We start from the raw sequence: 17,760 nt of genomic DNA, 5'->3' as shown, positions 1-17,760 counted from the left end.
TTTATGCGGCCTTGGCGCCTTGTACCAGCCGGACCGGTGCGTCCGGCGGCATGGGAGGCGGCGATGGGGACAGCGTCGGGTCGGCCACGAACATGCCGCGCCGGGCGTATTCGCGTATCTGGCCATCGCTCATGCCCATCATCGCCAGCACTTCGGCATTGTGTTCGCCGCGGAAGGCCGGCTCGCGCGGTTCGGCCGGCAGGTCGTCGTCGGAAAACCGCCAGGGATGGCCATGCAGCTTGTAGCGGCCGCCCCGGCGGTCGGAGACGGTACGCACGGCGCCCCAGTACTCGCCCCATTCGGATTCGCACAGTTCCTTGGTCGAACGCACCTGTCCGATGGCGATCTTGGATTCGTCCAGCTGGGCGTCGAGCGCCCCCAGGTCGCGGAAGGTCAGGATCCAGGTCTGTATCAGGGCGTGCAGCTCCCCATAGTTCTGCCGGCGCAGCTCCGGCGTGGCGAACCGCGGGTCCCGCGCCAGGTCCGGGCGGCGCATGGCGCGCAGATAGTTCGGAAAGGTCAGGCTGCCGACCAGGCTCTGCGCCGCGACGAAGCGTTCGCCGCCGGGGCCAGTGAAGAAGGGGCCGTCGGTCGCCCCGAGTATGCCGGGTTCGGCGCCCGTATCCACGCCCTCGATATCCAGGTGCGCCCGTTCGTTGGTCGACAGCAGGACCGCCGCCATGGCGACATCGATGTATTGCCCGCGTCCCGTCTTTTCGCGCTTGGCCAGGGCGGCCAGCACCGCGATGGTGGCCTGCAGGCCGGCATACACGTCGGCATGCGACAGCGCGTCGGTCTGCGCCTGCGCCAGGTTGGCGCCGAAGTGGCGCAGCGAATGGTGGGTGAAGCCGGATTCGGCCTGCACCGTCGGGGCATAGGCCATGCGCGACGCCCACGGACCGCCCTGGCCGTAGCCGGTGATCGATACGTAGATCAGGCGAGGATTGCGTTTCGACAGCGAGGCGTAGTCCAAGCCGAAGAACTTGAGCGTGCCGGCGCGGAAGTTCTCCACCACGATGTCGGCGTCGTCGCACAGGCGCGCGATCAGCTCGGACGCGCCCGGCACGTTCAGATCGACGCTGATGTTGCGTTTGCCGATGTTCTGCTGCGCGTAGTAGCCGGACATGCCGCTGCCCGACGGCACCGCGCCGCGCGACACGTCGGGGCGCGGCGGCTCGATCTTGATCACGTCGGCGCCCAGGTCGGCCAGCGTGCGGCCGCACAGGGGGCCGGCCAGCACGCGTGAAAAATCGACGACCTTCAGGCCGGAGAGTGGACCCGTCATGTCATTTCCCCTCGAAGATGGCCAGCCCGGGGCCGTTGGCGCGGAAGGACTTCAGGCCTTCCTTCAGGTCTTGCGAGGCCCATATGCCTTTCTGTTCCTCGAACATGGCGCGATCGGCCGCTTCGACGCCGTCGTTGGCAGCGATCAGCGCCAGCCGCTTGGTGGCGGCGTGGGCGACGGTGGGGCCGTTGGCCAGTTCCTGCGCGATGGCCAGCGATGCCGATTCGAGTTCGTCGTCGGCGACCACCAGGTTGATCAGGCCCCAGCGCTCCAGCGTGGCGGCGTCGTAGCGGCGGCCCAGCATGGACATCTCCTTGGCGCGCGCCATGCCCAGGCGCTGCACCTGGCGCTGGATGCCGCCCATCAGGGGATGCAAGCCCAGGGCGACTTCGACGGAGCCGATCTTGGCCGACTGCGCGGCGACGATGTAGTCGCAGGCCAGCGCCAGTTCCAGTCCGCCGCCCAGGCAGACGCCATGCACGGCGACGACGATGGGGATGGGCAGGGTTTCGAACGTGCTCAGCACCTCGATCGGGTCGAGGCGCGCGCGCCCTTCGCGTTCGATGCGTTCGTCGAACAGGTCGACGTCCGCGCCGGCGGAGAAATGGCGCAGGCCGCTGCGCAGCAGCACGGCGCGCTGGCCCTGGTCGACCGCCTCGCGCAGCCTGGCCATCAGCGCGCCGCTCAGCGTCGGGCCGGACAGGTTGTAGGGACGGTAATTCATGGTCAGCACGGCGACGTTGCCGCGTACTTCCCTGTGGACGATATCTTCCATACGGTGTCTCCGGGTGGCGGTGGGCCATGCAGGGTCGCGGGCCGCCGGCGTTTTAAAGTTAACAGCATTAACTATGGCGGATGATAACACCGTTAACTTGAGCTGCAAGTCAGGGTAAGTACGCGGGCCCGCGCAATGCGGGCGATCGCGGCCGTGGATAAAATGCAGCGCGGATTACAGTCGAGCGATGGTCAGACAGAGGAACGCCCAGTTGGCAAAGAAGAGCAGCAGCGCCGCGCCGGCGCCCTATCATCACGGAGACCTGCGCAGCGCCCTGATCGCCGAGGCGCGGCGCGAGCTGGAGACCGCCGGCGTCCACGACATGAGCCTGCGGCAGCTGGCGCGGGCGGTGGGCGTGTCCGAGGCCGCGCCGTCACGCCATTTCGACGGCAAGAAGGGCCTGTTGGCGGCCATCGCCGCCAGCGGCTTTCGCGACCTGATCGTGCTGCGCAGGCAGGCCCTGGCGCAGGTGGAAGGCAGCCTGGCGCGCGCCTACGAGATGATGCGCATCTACGTCCGCTTCGCGCAGGACCACAAAGGCCTGTTCGACCTGATGATAGGGCCGCGCATACTGGGCAAGACCGAGTATGCGGAGCTGGCCGAAGCCAGCAACGAATCCTTCGAGCTATTCGCGGCGTCGGTGCGCGACTATGCGCGCGACCACGGCTGGACCGCGGCCGACATGACGCTGGTGACCCACGCGGCCTGGTCGGTCGAGCACGGCCTGGCGACGCTGATCATCGGCGACCGCATGAATGCCGAGGACAGGCCGGTGGACGTCGAGCAGGTGATCCACTTCTCGATGTCGCTGCTGTTGAGCGGCATCGCCGCCGGCCCCCGGCATGCTGGCGATATCATGACGCGGCTTGCGGTAACTGCCGAGTGGCCGCGGGCGGCGGGTCGTAAGCGCGCACCGGCGGCGTCGGCCCATCGTAGCGGCGGGCCTGCACGGCGGTAAGCTGCCCCGTGCAGCCCTGCGCCAGCGCCGACGTGCCCACGTCGCGCGTCAGCACATTGGGATTGCCGTGCATGCAGAAGGGAAGTGACGAAGCGTCCGGTTCCGGCGCCGGGTCGTACCAGGCGCCGGTGGGCAGCCGGACCACGCCGGGCCGCACGCCATCGCTGAGCGTGACGCAGGCCAGGCAGCGACCGCGTTCGTTGTAGAGCTCGACGATGTCTCCTTCGCGTATGCCCCTGGCCTGCGCGTCGTCCGGATGCATGGTGCAGACTTCGCGCCCGCGGCGCTTGTTGGCGGCGCTGTGGGCACCGAAATCCAGTTGGCTGTGCAGGCGGGTCGCCGGCTGGTTGGCCACCAGGTAAAGCGGATGGTCCGCGCTGGGTGCGTCGCTGGCGGGCAGCCATGCGGGGTGCCCGGGACAATCCGTGTAGCCGAAGCCCGCCACCACGGGCGACGCTATCTGTATGCGGCCGCTGGGCGTGGGCAGCGGTTTTCCCGCCGGATCGTCGCGGAAGGCGCGCAGGATGCCGCCGTCATCGTCCTGCTGGGGCAGCACGAGTTCGCCGCGCGCCCAGAAGGTGTCGAAGTCGGGCGCATCCAGGCCCCGCTCCTGCAGCGCGGCGCGCGTGCGTTCGTACAGATGGCGCAGCCACTGGCCGCTGGTGCGGCCTTCGGTGTAGGCCTGGCGGGTGCCCAGGCGTTCGGACAGGTCGGTGAAGATGTCGTAATCGTCGCGCGCCTGGCCATGCGGCGGCGCGATCCTGTGCATGGCCACCATCAGCGGATCGGTCGGCGCGGCGCCGATATCCTCGCGTTCCACAGTCATCGTGCAGGGCAGCACGATATCCGCATGGCGCGCCGTGGCCGTCCAGCCCAGTTCGTGCACGACGAAGGTATCCAGCGTGCGGAATGCCCGCGCCAGGCGTCCCAGGTCCTGGTGGTGATGGAAAGGATTGCCGCCGGCCCAGTAGGCCAGCCGGATATGCGGATAGGCGTGGCGCTTGCCGTTGTAGTCGAACGGCTCGCCGGGATGCAGCAGCATGTCGGCGATGCGCGCCACCGGAATGAAGGCCTTTACCCCGTTGGTGCCCTGCGGCAAGGCGGCGATGGGCACCGCGTTCATGCGCTTGCCGTAATGCGCCAGGGTACCCAGCGCATAGGCATAGCCACCGCCCGGCAGGCCGATCTGGCCCAGCATGGCGGCCAGCACCGCGCCCATCCATACCGGCTGTTCGCCGTGTTCGGCGCGTTGCAGCGCATGGGCAACGGTGACCAGCACGCGCTTGCCGGCCAACGATCGCGCCAGGTCTTGGATGGCGTCGGCGGGCAGGCCGCAGATGGGCGCCGCCCATGCGGGCGTCTTGGGCACGCCATCGGCGCGTCCCAGCAGATAGGCTTCGAAGGTCTCCCAGCCGTCGCAGAACTCCGCCAGGAATCCGCGGTCGTGCAACCCTTCGGTGGCCAGCACGTACGCCAGCGCCAGCATCAGGGCGGTGTCCGTGCCCGGCACGATGGCCAGCCATTCGGCGCGCGACTCCAGCGGCATGTCGCCGCGCAGCGGGCTGATCGAGACGAAGCGGCAGCCGCGCGCCGCGGCGCGGGCCATCGACTCGCGCTCGATGTGGCGGCTGATGCCGCCGCTGGCCACGCGCGAGTTCTTCAAGGCCATGCCGCCGAACGACAGCACCACGTCGGTGTGCGCGACGACCTGCTCCCACGTGACGTTGCGACGCGCCACGTCGTCCATGCTGCCCAGGATGTGCGGCAGGATGACCGCCGAGGCGCCGGCGCTATAGCTGTTGACCGAACGGACATACCCGCCCAGCGCGGTGTTCAGGAACCGGTGGACCTGGCTCTGCGCATGGTGGAAGCGGCCGGCGCTGGACCACCCATAGGAGCCGCCGAACACCGCCTCCGGGCCATGGCGGTCGCGCACGCGCACGAGCTCGGCGGCCAGGCGGTCCAGCACTTCGTCCCAAGGCATGGCGACGAAGTCGTCGCGCCCGCGACGGTCGTCGGGTCCTGGACCGCGCTCCAGCCAGCCACGCCGCACCATGGGCGTGGTGACGCGCGCGCGATGGCCCACGGCATCGGTCAGGTTGTCGATCAGCGGATTCGGATCGGGGTCGCCGGGGTGCGGGCGCACGGCCAGGGCGCCATCCCGCCAGGCAGCCTGGAACACGCCCCAGTGTGCGCTGTGCGGCCGCATCGTGGCCAGGGAAGGATCGGATGGGGAGTCAGGTTTCATCGGCGTTCAAACGGTGTTCGGGCGGATTCCATCGTCGTCCAATCGATGTTCGATCGGTGTTCGATCGGTGTTCCATCGGTGTTCCATCGGGGCGTTCATTCGGCGTGACCGGTGGCGACGGGCGCGCCATCCTGCACGCACCATTCGCTCCAGGAGCCAGGATACAGCGCGGCGCCCGCCAGGCCGGCGATTTCCATGGACAGGAGGTTATGGCAGGCGGTGACGCCGGAGCCGCATTGGCTGATCAACCGGTCCGGCCGGCGTCCGCCCAGCAATGCGGCGAAGGCGCCGCGCAGTTCGTCCGGCGCACGGAAACGTCCCGTGGCATCGAGGTTGTCGCGGAACAGCCGGTTGCGCGCCCCAGGGATGTGGCCGCCCACGGGATCGATGGTTTCGTTTTCGCCGCGGAAGCGATCGGGCGCGCGGGCATCGACCACCAGCCGTTCGCGCGTGCGCAGGTTGTCGCGCACATCCTGGTGCGACACGGTGCCCACCAGCGGCGTGCCGGCGCGCAGATTGCCGGGCGTGGGCGGCACGGCCGTGGCCGCGCCGGTCATGGGCAGGCCGGCGGCCGTCCACGCGGCCACGCCGCCATCCAGCACGGCGACGTCCCGATGGCCCAGCCAGCGCGCCAGCCACCACAGGCGTGCCGCATACATGCCGCCGGCGTCGTCATAGGCCACGAGCTGGGTGTCGCCATTCATGCCCAGCGCCGCCAGGCGCCCGGCCAGGGCCGCGCGGTCGGGCAGCGGGTGCCGGCCGTTGCGGCCGGTGACGGCGCCGCTCAGGTCGTGCTCCAGATGCAGATAGTGCGCGCCGGGCAGATGGGCGCGTTGGTAGGCCTGGATTCCCGCGTTCGGGTCCATCAGGTCGAAGCGGCAGTCGACGACGAGCAGGCGAGCATCGCTCCGCGCCTGCAACGTGGCCAGGTCCTGGGCGGAGATCAGGGTATCGAATGGCATGGGTCCACTATCCTTCGCGGCGCTATGCGCCGATCTGCTTCAACAGGTCGGGGGTGGCGACGCTACGGTATTGCGCGATGTCGCGGTCGATATAGGCGGTGAACCGATCCAGCGGCAGATCGCGCTCGACCGCGGCGTCGCGGCGGATGACCTCGCGCACCTGCGGATCGGCCAGGGCCTTGCTCAGATGGGCCGACAGTATGCGCAGGACATCCGGCGGCGTGCCGGCCGGAGCGGCCAGGCCGTACCACTGCGTCAGGGTCATATCCACGCCCAGCTCCTTGAAGGTGGGCACGTCGGGCAGGCTGGGATTGCGGTCTTCGCCGGACACTGCAAGCAGGCGCAGCGCGCCCTGGCGTACCTGCGGCATCAGCGGCGACGCGGTGGCGAAGAACATGTCCACCTGGCCGCCCAGCAGGTCGGTGATGGCCGGCCCGGAGCCCCGGTAGGGAATGTGCAGCAGTTTCAGCTTGCCGAGCTCCTTGACGCGTTCCATGCCGATGTGCGCGGCGCCGCCGGCGCCCGTGGAGGCGAAGGTCATTTCCTTGGTCTTCGCCGCCGCCAGCAATTCGCGGGCGGTCTTGTACTTCGCGTTCGGCGCGACGAACAGGCCGTGCGGGGCTTCCAGGATCAGGCCGATGGGCGCGAAATCGTCAGGCACCTTGTAGGGCAGGCTCGCGGGCTTCAACGCCGGCGACACCGCCAGGTTGCCGCTCATCGCGAGCAGGATGGTGTAGCCGTCCGGCGGCGACTTGGCGACCAGCCCGGCCGCGATGTTGCCGCCCGCGCCGGCCTTGTTCTCGACCACGACGGTCTGCTTCAGCGTGCGGCCCATGGCGGTGGCGATGAGGCGGCCGTACAGGTCGCCGCCTCCGCCGGGCGGGAACCCGACAGCCAGCGTGATCGGCCGTTCAGGGAAGGCGGTCGCCGCCGCGTTGGCGCGCGACACGGAAATGCCCGCGCCGAGCATGCCCGCGGCCCCCAGCGCGCCGCTCACCAGCAGGCGCCTTCGGGCCGGTGATAAGGCCGGATGATCCTCGTCCATGGTGTCGTCTCCTCTTTATGTTTTATGTCAGGCCCGCAGCCAGCCCGCTGCTTCCTGCTGTTCCAGCATCCGGTCCACGGACGCGCCGCACTGGCCCAGGTAGCCCGCTGGATCGGTAAGGCGACGGATTTCATCTTCGCCCAGCAGGCCGGACAGCCCCTTGTGCTGGCGCATGGCGTCGGCGAAATCCTGCTTGTGCGTGATGCCGTGCATGGACGCTTCGTATATCCATTCATGCGCGGTCTGCTTGCCGACCCGATTGCTCAATTCGAGCATGACCCGTTCGGACAAGAGATAGCCGCGCATCAGCTCCAGGTTCCGGGCCATGCCCGCTTCGTCGACCCGCAATCCGGCCAACAGGTTCTTCGCCTGGAACAGCATGGCCCCCGCGATGATGCAGCACTCGGGCATGGCCTTCCATTCCATCTTCCAGGCGATGCCGTCGCGCTCGCCTTCCTGCACCATGCCCTCCAGCATCAGGGTCGCGCTGTAGCGCAGCGGACGCGAGAGCGCCGCGAGGTTTTCGGCCGAGGTCGGATTGCGCTTGTGCGGCATGGTCGACGAGCCCAGCTTGCCGTCGGAGAAGGCCTCCTCGACCTCGGCGATCTCGTTGCGCTGCATATTGAAGAGTTCGTTGCCGATCTTGGACAGCGTGGCGCCTATCATGGCCAGCAGGTTGGCGTATTCGGTGAAGCGGTCGCGCGCCGAAGCCCAACTGATGGACGGCGCGGCCAGGCCGAGCTTGCGCAGCGTGCGCGCTTCGACCTCGGCGGCCTGTTCGCCCAGCGATGCCTGGCTGCCCACCGCGCCCACCACCATGCCGACCAGCACGCGCGATTCGCATTCCTTCAGACGCTGGTGGTGCCGGCCCATCTCGTCCAGCCACACGGCGCATTTGTGGCCGAAGGTGATGGGCAGCGCCTGCACGCCGTGGGTGCGGCCGACCATGGGGGTGTCGCGGTGCGTGCGCGCCAGTCGCGCCAGTTCCCTGCCGACCGCCTGCACGTCGCGCAGCACCACCGCATGGACTTCCTTCAGCTGCAACGCCACGCCGGTATCGACCACGTCCTGGGTGGTGGCGCCGTAGTGCACCCATTCGCCGTTCTCCGCGCTGCAGCAGGCCTGCAGCTGCCTGAGCGCCGGCACCAGCGCATGCTTGATCCGGCGGATCTCCGCGGACATCTTGCCGATGTCGATGTTCTGCACCTTGGCTTTTTCGGCGATCTCCCGCGCGGCGGCTGCCGGGATGATGCCCAGCTCGGCCTGCGCAGCCGCCAGGGCGGCTTCGAAGTCCAGCCATTTCTGCACGCGATTCTCCTCGGAGAAGATCGCCCTTAGTTCATCCGTGCTCCACAGATGCTGGAGCGATTGCATGTCGAATACTGAAACTGGCATCGTCGACCTCAAGGAAAAAGAAGTTGGAAAGGGCGGGAAAGCATCAGGCCTGGCGCGTGGCGGGCAGGACCCGGCCGGGGTTGAAGAGGCCCTGGGGATCGAGCGCGGCCTTCACGCGGGCCATCAGATCGACGGCCACCGGCGACTTGTGCCGCAGGAAGGCGTCCTGCTTGAGACGGCCTATGCCGTGCTCGGCGGATATGGACCCGTTCATGCGCGCGGCGATGCCGTGGACGATGTCGTGGATCTCCGGCGCACGCGCGCGAAACGCCGCGTCGGCCATGCCGGCGGGCTTGCTCTGGTTGTAATGAAGATTGCCGTCGCCGACGTGGCCGAAGCAGACGATGCGTATGCCTGGCACGGCGTCGCGCAGGGCCGCGTCCGCGGCGTCGATGAAGGCCGGTATGGCCGTGACGGGTACGGAGATATCGTGCTTGATCGACGGGCCGTGCAGTCGCTGCGCTTCCGGCACGTGTTCGCGCAAGGCCCAGAATTCCTGCGCCTGGCGGCCGGATGCCGCCAAGGCCGCATCGGTGGCCAGCCCCTGTTCGAGCGCGCGTGCCAGGACGTCTTCCACCGGCCCGGTCGGGTCCAGGGCGGCCGAGGTCTCGGATACGTCGAACAGCACGGCCCAGGGATAGCCGCCTTCCAGCGGATCGCGCATGCCGGCGGTCGCGTGGGCCAGGACCTGGTCCAGCGCTTCGCGCCCCAGCAGTTCGAAAGCCGTCACGCGCTCGCCCACCGCGTCGGTCAGCATCGCCAGCAGGTCGACCGCCGCTTGCGGCCCGGGCAGCGCCACCCAGCCGGTGACCGTCTGCCGCGGCATGGCGTAGAGCTTGAACGCGGCGGCGGTGACGATCCCCAGCGTGCCTTCGGCGCCGATGAAAAGCTGCTTGAGGTCGTAGCCGGTGTTGTCCTTGCGCAGCGTGGTCAACGCGTCCAGGACGCGGCCATCGGCGAGCACGACCTCCAACCCCAGCGCCAGGTCGCGCGTATTGCCGTAGCGCAGCACCTGCTCGCCGCCGGCGTTCGTCGACAGCGCGCCGCCTATGGTCGCGCTGCCTTCGGAAGCCAGGGAAAGGGGAAACAGCCGGCGGTATTCGGCCGCGGCCTGTTGCGCGGCGAGTATGGTGCAGCCGGCTTCCAGCGTCATGCTGTTGCCCGCGGGATCGACGTTGCGCACGGCCGCCATGCGGCCCAGGCTGATGACGATTTCGCTGCCGGACTCGTCGGGCGTGGAGCCGCCCACCAGGCCCGTGTTGCCGCCCTGCGGCACCAGCGGCACGCCGGCCTGCGCGCAGAGGCGCACGACCGCCGCGACCTGCCCGGTGTCGGCCGGCCGGACGACGGCCCGCGCGATGCCGGGATAATGGCCACGCCACTCCGCGACAAAAGGGGCGGTATCGGCCGCCGTGGTCAGGACGTGGGCATCGCCCACGACGGCCGCCAGGGCGGCCAGCAGGGAAGAAGGTTGTTCGGCCATGGCGGGTGTCTCGCTTGCCGCAGGCCGCTCGGGCCCCGCTGCAAGCGATACTTGTCTCCTGATGCGTACAGGGCGATCGTAGCGATACCGCACTGTCGTTTCATTGGTTAAAATAGGTTTTATTGAACGAAAATATAGGAGCAGGGATTCAACGTGTCAAGCAAAAACATCCCTACGCCGCCCGTCGGCGTGCTGGAGCGCGGCATCAGCATCCTGGAAAGCTTCGGCGCGGACGCGTTGCAGCTGTCGCTGGGCGAGCTCGCCGAACGCACCGGGCTGGACAAGGCCACGCTGCTGAGGCTATTGGGCGTACTGGTGCGCGCGCGCCTCATCCACCGCTTCGAGAGCGGCAGCTACGCGCTGGGACCGGCCACGCTGCACCTGGGGATGCTCTATCGGCAGACGTTCGACGTGGGCGCGCGCATCCAGCCGGTGCTGCGCAATGTGATGCGGCAGACCGGCGAAACCGTGGCGCTGTACGTGCGCAGCGGCGACGAGCGCATCTGCCTGTACCGGGAGAACACCTTGCAGGAGGTCCGGCATCACGTGGAAGTGGGCACCAGGATTCCGCTGAAGGATGGCGGATCTTCCGCGCACATCCTGCTGGCCTTCACGGGCGGCGATACGCCGCAGGCGAAGACCATACGCGAAAAGGGCTACGCGATGACGCGCGCCGAACGCGTCGCCGAGATGGCCTCCGTGGCGGTGCCGGTGTTCGAGGCGGACGGCACGTTCATCGGCTCGATGGTGGTGCTGGGACTGGCGTCGCGCCATAACCAGCAGGCGCAGTTGAAGGCGGTCGACATCGTGCGCACCGAACTGGCCGCGCAGGGGTTTACGGCGGCGGTTCCGCGCTGAACCCCAGCCGCCGTCGGACGACGGCGGCGGACGCTACACGGTGAATAGGGCCGGATCGGGATCGCAGCGCTCGGCGTCATGCGCCGGATCGGCCAGGCGCGCGCACCAGGTGGCGATCGCCGTGGCCGCGCGGTCGTCCATCGCGGGCGCAAAAGCCCGCATGCGAGCCAGCATCCCGGCCCAGTCATAAGGCAACTCCGGATCGCCGCGCCGCAACTCCCGCAGCGCGCTCAAGCGGCGTCCATCCCGCATCGACAGCGTCACGCGCCCGGGCCGCTTGCGGGGGAACACCTGCTGGAACCGCTCGTCGGTCTTGACTGTGATCCGCTCGGCCAGCGCGAGCAAGGCGGTTGAATCCAGGTCCGGCGCTTCCATGTCCTCGATGGTCAGGGTGCCCGTCATCAGCACGCGCGCCACGACGTAGCGCAGGCAGAAGGCCGCCTCGGCCGGCTTGGCAGGCCAGTGCACGCCGGCGATCTTCAGGGCGTGCGGGAATATCGTCACCTCGACGGCGGCGATGTCCTCGGGTCGCACGTCATGCTCCCGAAGCAGTTGCTGGGCCGCGTCCAGCGGTGTGAACAATTGCGCGCAGCAGGGCCAGGCCTTGATGGTGGCGGTGTTGATGCGCTCCGGCGCGTCGCATGCGCCGTCCAGTGCGGCGATGTCTCCATCGCCGGCCAGCAAGGCATACATGCCGCGCTTGCCGGTGAAGAAGGCACGTGCGCCAGGGAATCCCGCCTGGGCGGCATGGGCCGCCGTCAGTCCATTGCGTACCGCCATGGCCGGATGCAGCGATTTCGATTCGTGCGCATTGTCGTCCACCAGCTGCCACAAGCCCGCGGCCTGCGTGGCGGCGATGCCCAGCGCGTGGTGCAGCTGCTCGGCGGGCAGCCCCAATGCCACGCCGGCGGCCGCGGCGGCGCCCAGCGCGCCCGCGGTCGCGGTGGCGTGGAAGTTGGCCGCGTGCCGCGTGCCCAGGGCCTCGCCCACGCGCAGCGACACTTCATATCCCGCGATGATGGCGTCGGCCGCGCGCCGTTGCGTGATGTGCCGTTCGGCCGCCAGGGCGAGCACGGGAGATACCGCGACGATGGCGGGATGCAGCATGGCCGCGCGATGCGCGTCGTCGATCTCGCGCAGGTGCGCGATGCCCGCGTTGGCGAACGCGGCCGCCATGGCGTTCATGCCCGCGCCGCTCCCGCCGCCTTCGCCGGCGTATGTGGCGCCGAACACCGCCGCCGTGCCGGCGCCAGGGTGGCACCGCAGCGCCAGTCCACGCAGGCGGCTGGCCGCGTCCAGCGGCATGCCGGACCAGCCCGCGGTGTACCAGTCCAGCAGGGCCTGCGCCAGGCGCTGCCGCGTGGCCGGCGGGATAGGGCGGGTCTGCAGCGACAGGACGTGCCGGACCAGCGTATCTTCGGGTATGGGATGCATCGCGGCGGTATTTCGTAGAATGAAATTGATTTCATTCTACGAAATAGCTATGCCGCCGTCCAGATGCCGTGCTTCATAGGCCGCCGTCCAGATGCGCGCCAGTCTCCTCACACGTAGCAAGGCCCTTCGATCAGCGGATGCGCCGCCAGGAATGCCGCGTCGATACGCAGGCCTATGCCCATGCCTTCGTGCGGCTGCACGCAGCCATTGTTGTCCAGCGTGTAGGGCGCCCGGTCCATCATCTCGTCGCGGAAGGGGTTCAAGGCGGTGACGTCGGCCTCGAAATACCCGGGGTTGTCCACCGCGCACAGGTAATGAATGGAATTCGCCATATTGATGGCCGTCGCCGAGGTGTGCGGATTCACCGACAGCTTCAGCGCGGCCGCCATGGCGGCCACCCGCATCGCTTCCGTGATGCCGCCCACCTTGGACAGGTCGGGCTGCACATAGCCCACGCTGCCCGATTGCAGCAGGGGACCGAACTCGTAGCGGGTGTAGTGGTTTTCGCCTGCCGCCAGCGGCACGCGTCCCAGCCTGGCGGCGGTGCCGTAGGCTTGATGGTCGTGGGCGGGAAAGGGTTCTTCCAGCCAGATCACCTGGCATTCCTCGTAGGCCGGCATCACGCGGCGCACATCCTCGATGCTGTAGTTGGTATTGGCGTCGACCAGGATATCGATGTCCGCGCCTACCGCCGCCCGCACGGCCTGCACACGCGCGATGTCGCGCGCCGCCGTGTCGCCCACGCGCAGCTTCAGCGCACGATAGCCTTGTTCCACCAGCCCCAGGGCTTCCTGCGCCAGGCTTTCCGGCGCCTGCCAGCCCAGCGCGATGCCGCCCGCGTAGGCCTTGATGGGCTTGGCCGCGCCGCCCAGCAAGCGGTACAGCGGCCAGCCGGTCAGCTGGCAGCGGATATCCCATAACGCCAGGTCCAGTCCGCTCAAGGCCAGTGCCGATGCGGCGCCCATGCCATGGCTGGCGAATTGCATTTTCAGCACGCGCGCGGTGACGCCGCTGACGTCGCGCGGGTCCATGCCCAGGACCAGTTCACGGATGGTGGTGTCGATCAGCCTGGCGATGGCGCCGGGGCAGCGCCCATGATGCGCTTCGCCCCAGCCGGTGACGCCTTCATCCGTGTCCACGCGCACGAGTACGGCGTCGCGCTTGACGCTGCGGCCTATGCCCAGCCGCACGGATTTGTTTTCGGGCACGGGAAAGGAGATGGGTACGGCCTTGATGTCGGTGATGCGCATTTGTCGTCCTCTCTGGTGGATATCGTATGGGGCGTGGCTGGCCTAGGCGCGGCCGGCCAGGCACGGCCGGCCTAGGCGACTTCCGCTTTGTTCACCCAGTTCACCGGCGCCTCGCCACGCAGGATGCGCAGCATTTCGTCCACGGCGCCACGGCTCATGCGGCGCATGCTGGCGGTGGTGGAGCCGGCCATGTGCGGGGTCAGCAATACCCCGGACTGTTGCAGGATTTCCGCGTCCGCGGGCAGCGGTTGCACGTCATGGACATCCAGCGCGGCGCCGCCCAGCCGGCCTTCGCGCAAGGCCGCCAACAATGCGGCGCCGTCCACCACGGGACCGCGCGACACATTGACCAGAAGCGCACCCGGCCTGGCCAGCGCCAGCGCCTGCGCGTCGATCAATCCGCGCGTCTGCTCGTTCAAGGGGCAGGCCAGCACGATCACATCGGCCTCGCGCATCAGCGTGGCCTTGTCGACGGCTTGCACGCCGTCGGGCAGGGTCTCCGGACGCCGCGTCAAGCCCAGTACCCGCATGTCCAACGCCCGCGCCAACGTGGCCAGGCGGCTGCCGATCGCGCCCACGCCGACGATACCCAAGGTGGTGCCGGCCAGCTCGTCGCCGCCTTCGCCGTAGGCGCGCGACGGCGCCCAGCCCTGCGTGCGCAGCATGCCGTCGACCTGCGCCAGGCGCCGCCGCAGATGCAGCATCGCCGCCAGGCAGTACTCCGCCACCGCCGCCGTATTCGCCCCCGGGATGTTCGCCACCGGCACGCGGTGACGGTTGGCGGCGTCCATCGGAATCATGTCCAGGCCGACTCCATGGCGCACCACGCCCTTCAGATGGGGCGCGTGTTCGAAGATATCGGCGGGCAATGGATTGCGCACGATGATGCCCACGGCATCCGCGGCGGCGGCGTTCAGCGTGGCGGGCTTGGGGTCGGCCGCCACGCGCACGGTCGCGTGTTCGGCCAGGCGGGCGTGTTCGTCGGGATGGATGGCGCTGGTCAGCAACACGATGGGTTTGGCGTTCATCAGGACTCGCTTGCAAGAATCGGATTGCGCAGCGCGCCCAGGCCCTGGACTTCGGCGATCATCGTCGAGCCGGGCCGCAGCCATGCCGCGGGTTGATGGGATATGGCCACGCCGGCAGGCGTGCCGGTGGCTATGATATCGCCCGGATCCAGCGGCATCTGGGTGGACGCATAGGCGATGAGCTCGGCGATGCCGAATACCAGGTCCGCGGTATTGCCCGACTGCCGCACCTTGCCTTCCAGCGTCAGGAAGACGTCAAGCGCATCCGGCGCGGGAACGTCGTCGGGCGTGGCGATCCACGGGCCGCAGGGGCAGAAGGTGGGCTGGTTCTTGCCGCGCACGAAGGCCTTGTCGGCCCGCACCATATCGCTGGCGCTGACGTCGTTCAGCGTCAGGTAGCCGGCGACGTGCTCCATGGCCCGCGCCGCGTCGATGCGTAAGGCCGTGCGGCCGATCACCACCGCCAGCTCCGCTTCGTAGGTGACGTTGCCCACGTCAGGCGCCAGGCGCACCGGGTCGCCGGGGCCGATCACCGTACGCCCCGACTTGATGAAGATCACCGGCGTTTCGGGCGGCGGCATGCCGCGTTCCTTCAGGGCGTCGTGGTAGTTGAAGGCGGCGCCGACGATCTTGCCCGGACGGGGCAGCGGCGCCGCCAGCCGCGCGCCCGACAGCGGGACGCGCGCCGCCGCCGGGAAAGCGCGCTCGCGCAGTTGCGCCGCCAGCCGCTCCAGGCCCATCTCGACCCAGGACTGCATGTCGGGCGGCAGGGCGGCGGCCCACGCGTCGTTGCCGGGCAGGGTCACGTCCACGACGCAAGGTTCGCCGGCTCGCTCGTCGATGAACCCCGGGACCACGCGGCCATCGCCGCGATAGAAGGAAACGAATCGCATAGGGATCTCAGGCCACCCGGTAACGGTCGAGCACGTCGCGCTTGACCTCGATGCCGAGCCCCGCGCCGGTCGGTATGCGCACCACGCCACGCTCCTGCACGATGGGCTCGACGGTCAACAGGTCGCGGAAGGGGTTTTCGCACTGCTCGAATTCCAGCAGCGGCGGCATCGGCCGGAAGCTGGGCGGCTGGTCGGGCAGGGCGGCCAGGAAATGCAGCGTGGCCGCCAGGCCGATCGCCGAACCCCAGGCATGCGGCACGCATTCCACGCCGTGCGCCAGCGCCAGGGCGGCGATCTTGCGGCATTCGCTGATGCCGCCCGCCGCGCACACGTCCGGCTGCACGATGTCCATGGCCTTGCGGGTCACGATGTCGCGGAAGCCCCAGCGGGTGAATTCGTTTTCGCCGCCGGCCACCGCCATGTCCAGCGCCCGCGTCACTTCCACATACCCGTCCAGGTCTTCCGGCGAGATCGGTTCCTCGAACCATTCGACGTTCAGCTGCTCCAGCTCGCGGCCCAGGCGGATGGCGGCCGGCACGGTGAAGCAGTGGTTGGCGTCCACCATCAGGCGGATATCGTCGCCGATGGCTTCGCGCACGGCCGCCACGCGCTGGATGTCCAGCTTGGGCGAGCCCAGGCCTATCTTCATCTTGATCGCCTGGAAGCCCTGGTCGACGTACTCCCTGGCTTCTTCAACGGCTTCTTCGATCAGGCGATCCATGTCGATGAAATACAGCCCCGTCGCATAGGACTGCACTTCGGTGCGGTGCGCGCCGCCGATCAGCTTGTGGACGGGCTTGCCGCAGACCTTGCCGATGATGTCCCACAGCGCGATATCGATGCCGCTGAGCGCCGAGATCGCCATGCCGGAATTGCCGTAGTCCTTGATGCGGTTGTACAGGTCTTCCCAGATCACTTCGACGTCGAAGGCGTCGCGGCCGACGATGCGCGGTCCGTATTGCGATTCGATATAGGCGCGCGACACCTGCGCGGGGCCGTAGCACTCGCCCCAGCCGACCACGCCGTCGTTGGTCTCGATCTCGACGATGCAGGAGCCGCGCGTCTTGTACAGCCAGCCGCGCGAGGACGTAAAGGGCCGTTCGACGGGCGCGGCCACCACGTGGCAGGTCACTTTCTTGATCGTGCTCATTGTTTCCTCATTGCGGCTTGAATACCTTGGAGGCCACGCTGTTCAGCGTGGCCTGGACGTTGCGGACTTCGTCATCCAGGGCCTGGCCCTTCATGTCGTCCACCAGGAAACCGTTCTGCTGGGCGAAGGCCTTGAATTTTTCGCTCTGGATGGCCTTGGAGAAGATATCCACCAGGCGCTTGCGCACCTCGGGCGACACACCAGCCGGCGCCACGACGTAGGCCATCTGCACGAGCGGCCCGTAGGGATAGACGTCGTAACCTTTTTCCTTGAACGTGGGGACGTCGGGATAGACCTGCAAACGATCGTTGCCGAAGACGCCGATGGGCCTGACGTAGCCGGCGTCGATCTGCGGCTTGCTTTCCGATGGCTTGAGCACCGCGCCCTGGATCTGCTTGCCGGCCAGGTCGGCGATCACGCGCGAACCGCCGGGGTAGGGCACGTTGACGTAGCCCACGCCGGCGGCGCGCGCCGTCATCTCGGCAAAGATGTGGTTGAGGTTGTTGGTGCCGGGCGTGCCGATGGAAACCTTGCCGGGGTTCTGCTTCATGTGGGCCAGGAATTGCTCCAGGTTGGCCGGGCCGTCCTTGGGCACGAGCAGCATCAGCGGGTCGGTCGATACGCGGGCGATGTGGGCGAACTGTTCATTGCGCAGCGGGGTCAGGTTCTGCGCGATCTGCGCCAGCGTCGAGCTGGTGCCCATGCCGACGACGTAGCCGTCGGGCGCGGCGGCGACGACCTTGCCCAGGCCGATCGCGCCCGTCGCGCCGGGGGCGTTTTCGACGACGACGGTGATCTTCTGCTGTTCGCCGATGATCTGCTGCAGCTCGCGCGCGGCGATGTCGTTGGAGCCGCCCGCGTTCCAGGGAACGATGAAGCGGATGGGGCGATCGGGGAAGTCGTCGGTTGCGGCGGTGGCGGCCGTTACTGCGCAGGCGCAGGCCAGGGCGCCTGCCAATCGGGTTAGCAAGGACATGCGGGTCTCCTCCGTATGAG

General features: G+C 68.5%; 15 protein-coding genes. 2 read left to right on the top strand and 13 right to left on the bottom strand.

All coding sequences use genetic code 11. The annotated features are described in order from the left end of the window. Window position 1: 1 nt before the first annotated feature. Together CAL12_RS14865 and CAL12_RS14860 are read right to left on the bottom strand one after the other, a co-directional pair. The gene (locus CAL12_RS14865; RefSeq protein WP_086065208.1) at window positions 2–1,285 is read right to left on the bottom strand and encodes a CaiB/BaiF CoA transferase family protein; all 1,284 of its coding nucleotides are present in this window, start codon (window positions 1,283–1,285) and stop codon (window positions 2–4) included. A gap of 1 nt (window position 1,286) precedes the next feature. After that, on the bottom strand, window positions 1,287–2,060 hold the full coding sequence (locus tag CAL12_RS14860; RefSeq protein ID WP_086065206.1) for an enoyl-CoA hydratase/isomerase family protein: 774 nt from the start codon (window positions 2,058–2,060) through the stop codon (window positions 1,287–1,289). Window positions 2,061–2,271: 211 nt separating this feature from the next. Here CAL12_RS14860 and CAL12_RS14855 point away from each other — a divergent pair, with 211 nt between their 5' ends. Beyond that, the gene (locus CAL12_RS14855; RefSeq protein WP_198298248.1) at window positions 2,272–3,018 is read left to right on the top strand and encodes a TetR/AcrR family transcriptional regulator; all 747 of its coding nucleotides are present in this window, start codon (window positions 2,272–2,274) and stop codon (window positions 3,016–3,018) included. Here the strand turns inward: CAL12_RS14855 and CAL12_RS14850 are convergent. The 5 genes from CAL12_RS14850 to CAL12_RS14830 all read right to left on the bottom strand — a co-directional run bounded on the left by CAL12_RS14850 (window position 2,915) and on the right by CAL12_RS14830 (window position 10,151). Then, window positions 2,915–5,266, bottom strand: a complete 2,352-nt coding sequence (locus CAL12_RS14850) for a molybdopterin guanine dinucleotide-containing S/N-oxide reductase (protein WP_086065202.1) — start codon at window positions 5,264–5,266, stop codon at window positions 2,915–2,917. The two genes, CAL12_RS14855 and CAL12_RS14850, sit on opposite strands and share 104 nt — an antisense overlap. Before the next feature lie 95 nt (window positions 5,267–5,361). Beyond that, entirely contained in the window at window positions 5,362–6,228 is an 867-nt protein-coding gene (locus tag CAL12_RS14845) for a sulfurtransferase (protein ID WP_086065199.1), read from the bottom strand. Between the two features lie 22 nt (window positions 6,229–6,250). Further along, complete coding sequence (locus tag CAL12_RS14840) at window positions 6,251–7,273, bottom strand: Bug family tripartite tricarboxylate transporter substrate binding protein (protein ID WP_232464521.1); 1,023 nt, start codon at window positions 7,271–7,273, stop codon at window positions 6,251–6,253. A 27-nt stretch (window positions 7,274–7,300) separates the two neighbouring features. After that, window positions 7,301–8,668, bottom strand: a complete 1,368-nt coding sequence (gene purB / locus CAL12_RS14835; protein WP_086065197.1) for an adenylosuccinate lyase — start codon at window positions 8,666–8,668, stop codon at window positions 7,301–7,303. Window positions 8,669–8,711: 43 nt separating this feature from the next. Then, window positions 8,712–10,151, bottom strand: a complete 1,440-nt coding sequence (locus CAL12_RS14830; RefSeq protein ID WP_086065195.1) for an FAD-binding oxidoreductase — start codon at window positions 10,149–10,151, stop codon at window positions 8,712–8,714. A 153-nt stretch (window positions 10,152–10,304) separates the two neighbouring features. Here CAL12_RS14830 and CAL12_RS14825 point away from each other — a divergent pair, with 153 nt between their 5' ends. After that, on the top strand, window positions 10,305–11,009 hold the full coding sequence (locus CAL12_RS14825) for an IclR family transcriptional regulator (RefSeq protein ID WP_232464520.1): 705 nt from the start codon (window positions 10,305–10,307) through the stop codon (window positions 11,007–11,009). A 33-nt stretch (window positions 11,010–11,042) separates the two neighbouring features. Here the strand turns inward: CAL12_RS14825 and CAL12_RS14820 are convergent, their stop codons facing one another. From CAL12_RS14820 to CAL12_RS14795, 6 genes are all read right to left on the bottom strand, one after another. Continuing rightward, window positions 11,043–12,443 carry an MmgE/PrpD family protein gene (locus tag CAL12_RS14820; RefSeq protein WP_086065193.1) on the bottom strand — a complete coding sequence of 467 codons (1,401 nt, stop codon included), beginning with the start codon at window positions 12,441–12,443 and terminating at the stop codon, window positions 11,043–11,045. 107 nt (window positions 12,444–12,550) lie between these two features. Then, entirely contained in the window at window positions 12,551–13,693 is a 1,143-nt protein-coding gene (locus tag CAL12_RS14815; RefSeq protein ID WP_086065191.1) for a mandelate racemase/muconate lactonizing enzyme family protein, read from the bottom strand. A gap of 71 nt (window positions 13,694–13,764) precedes the next feature. Further along, entirely contained in the window at window positions 13,765–14,721 is a 957-nt protein-coding gene (locus CAL12_RS14810) for an NAD(P)-dependent oxidoreductase (protein ID WP_086065189.1), read from the bottom strand. Beyond that, a complete protein-coding gene (locus CAL12_RS14805) occupies window positions 14,721–15,614 on the bottom strand; it encodes a fumarylacetoacetate hydrolase family protein (protein ID WP_086065186.1) in 894 nt (297 codons plus the stop codon). The genes CAL12_RS14810 and CAL12_RS14805 overlap by 1 nt, the downstream gene beginning before the upstream one ends. Window positions 15,615–15,621: 7 nt before the next feature. Then, the gene (locus CAL12_RS14800; RefSeq protein ID WP_086065184.1) at window positions 15,622–16,764 is read right to left on the bottom strand and encodes a mandelate racemase/muconate lactonizing enzyme family protein; all 1,143 of its coding nucleotides are present in this window, start codon (window positions 16,762–16,764) and stop codon (window positions 15,622–15,624) included. A 7-nt stretch (window positions 16,765–16,771) separates the two neighbouring features. Beyond that, window positions 16,772–17,740 (bottom strand): tripartite tricarboxylate transporter substrate binding protein, encoded by a 969-nt coding sequence (locus CAL12_RS14795; RefSeq protein WP_086065182.1) that lies wholly within the window; start codon window positions 17,738–17,740, stop codon window positions 16,772–16,774. Window positions 17,741–17,760 lie beyond the last annotated feature (20 nt).

Origin of the sequence: Bordetella genomosp. 8 (assembly GCF_002119685.1) — a bacterium.
Classification (GTDB): Bacteria; Pseudomonadota; Gammaproteobacteria; order Burkholderiales; family Burkholderiaceae_B; genus Bordetella_C.
This window is presented reverse-complemented; position numbering and strand designations above follow the sequence as displayed.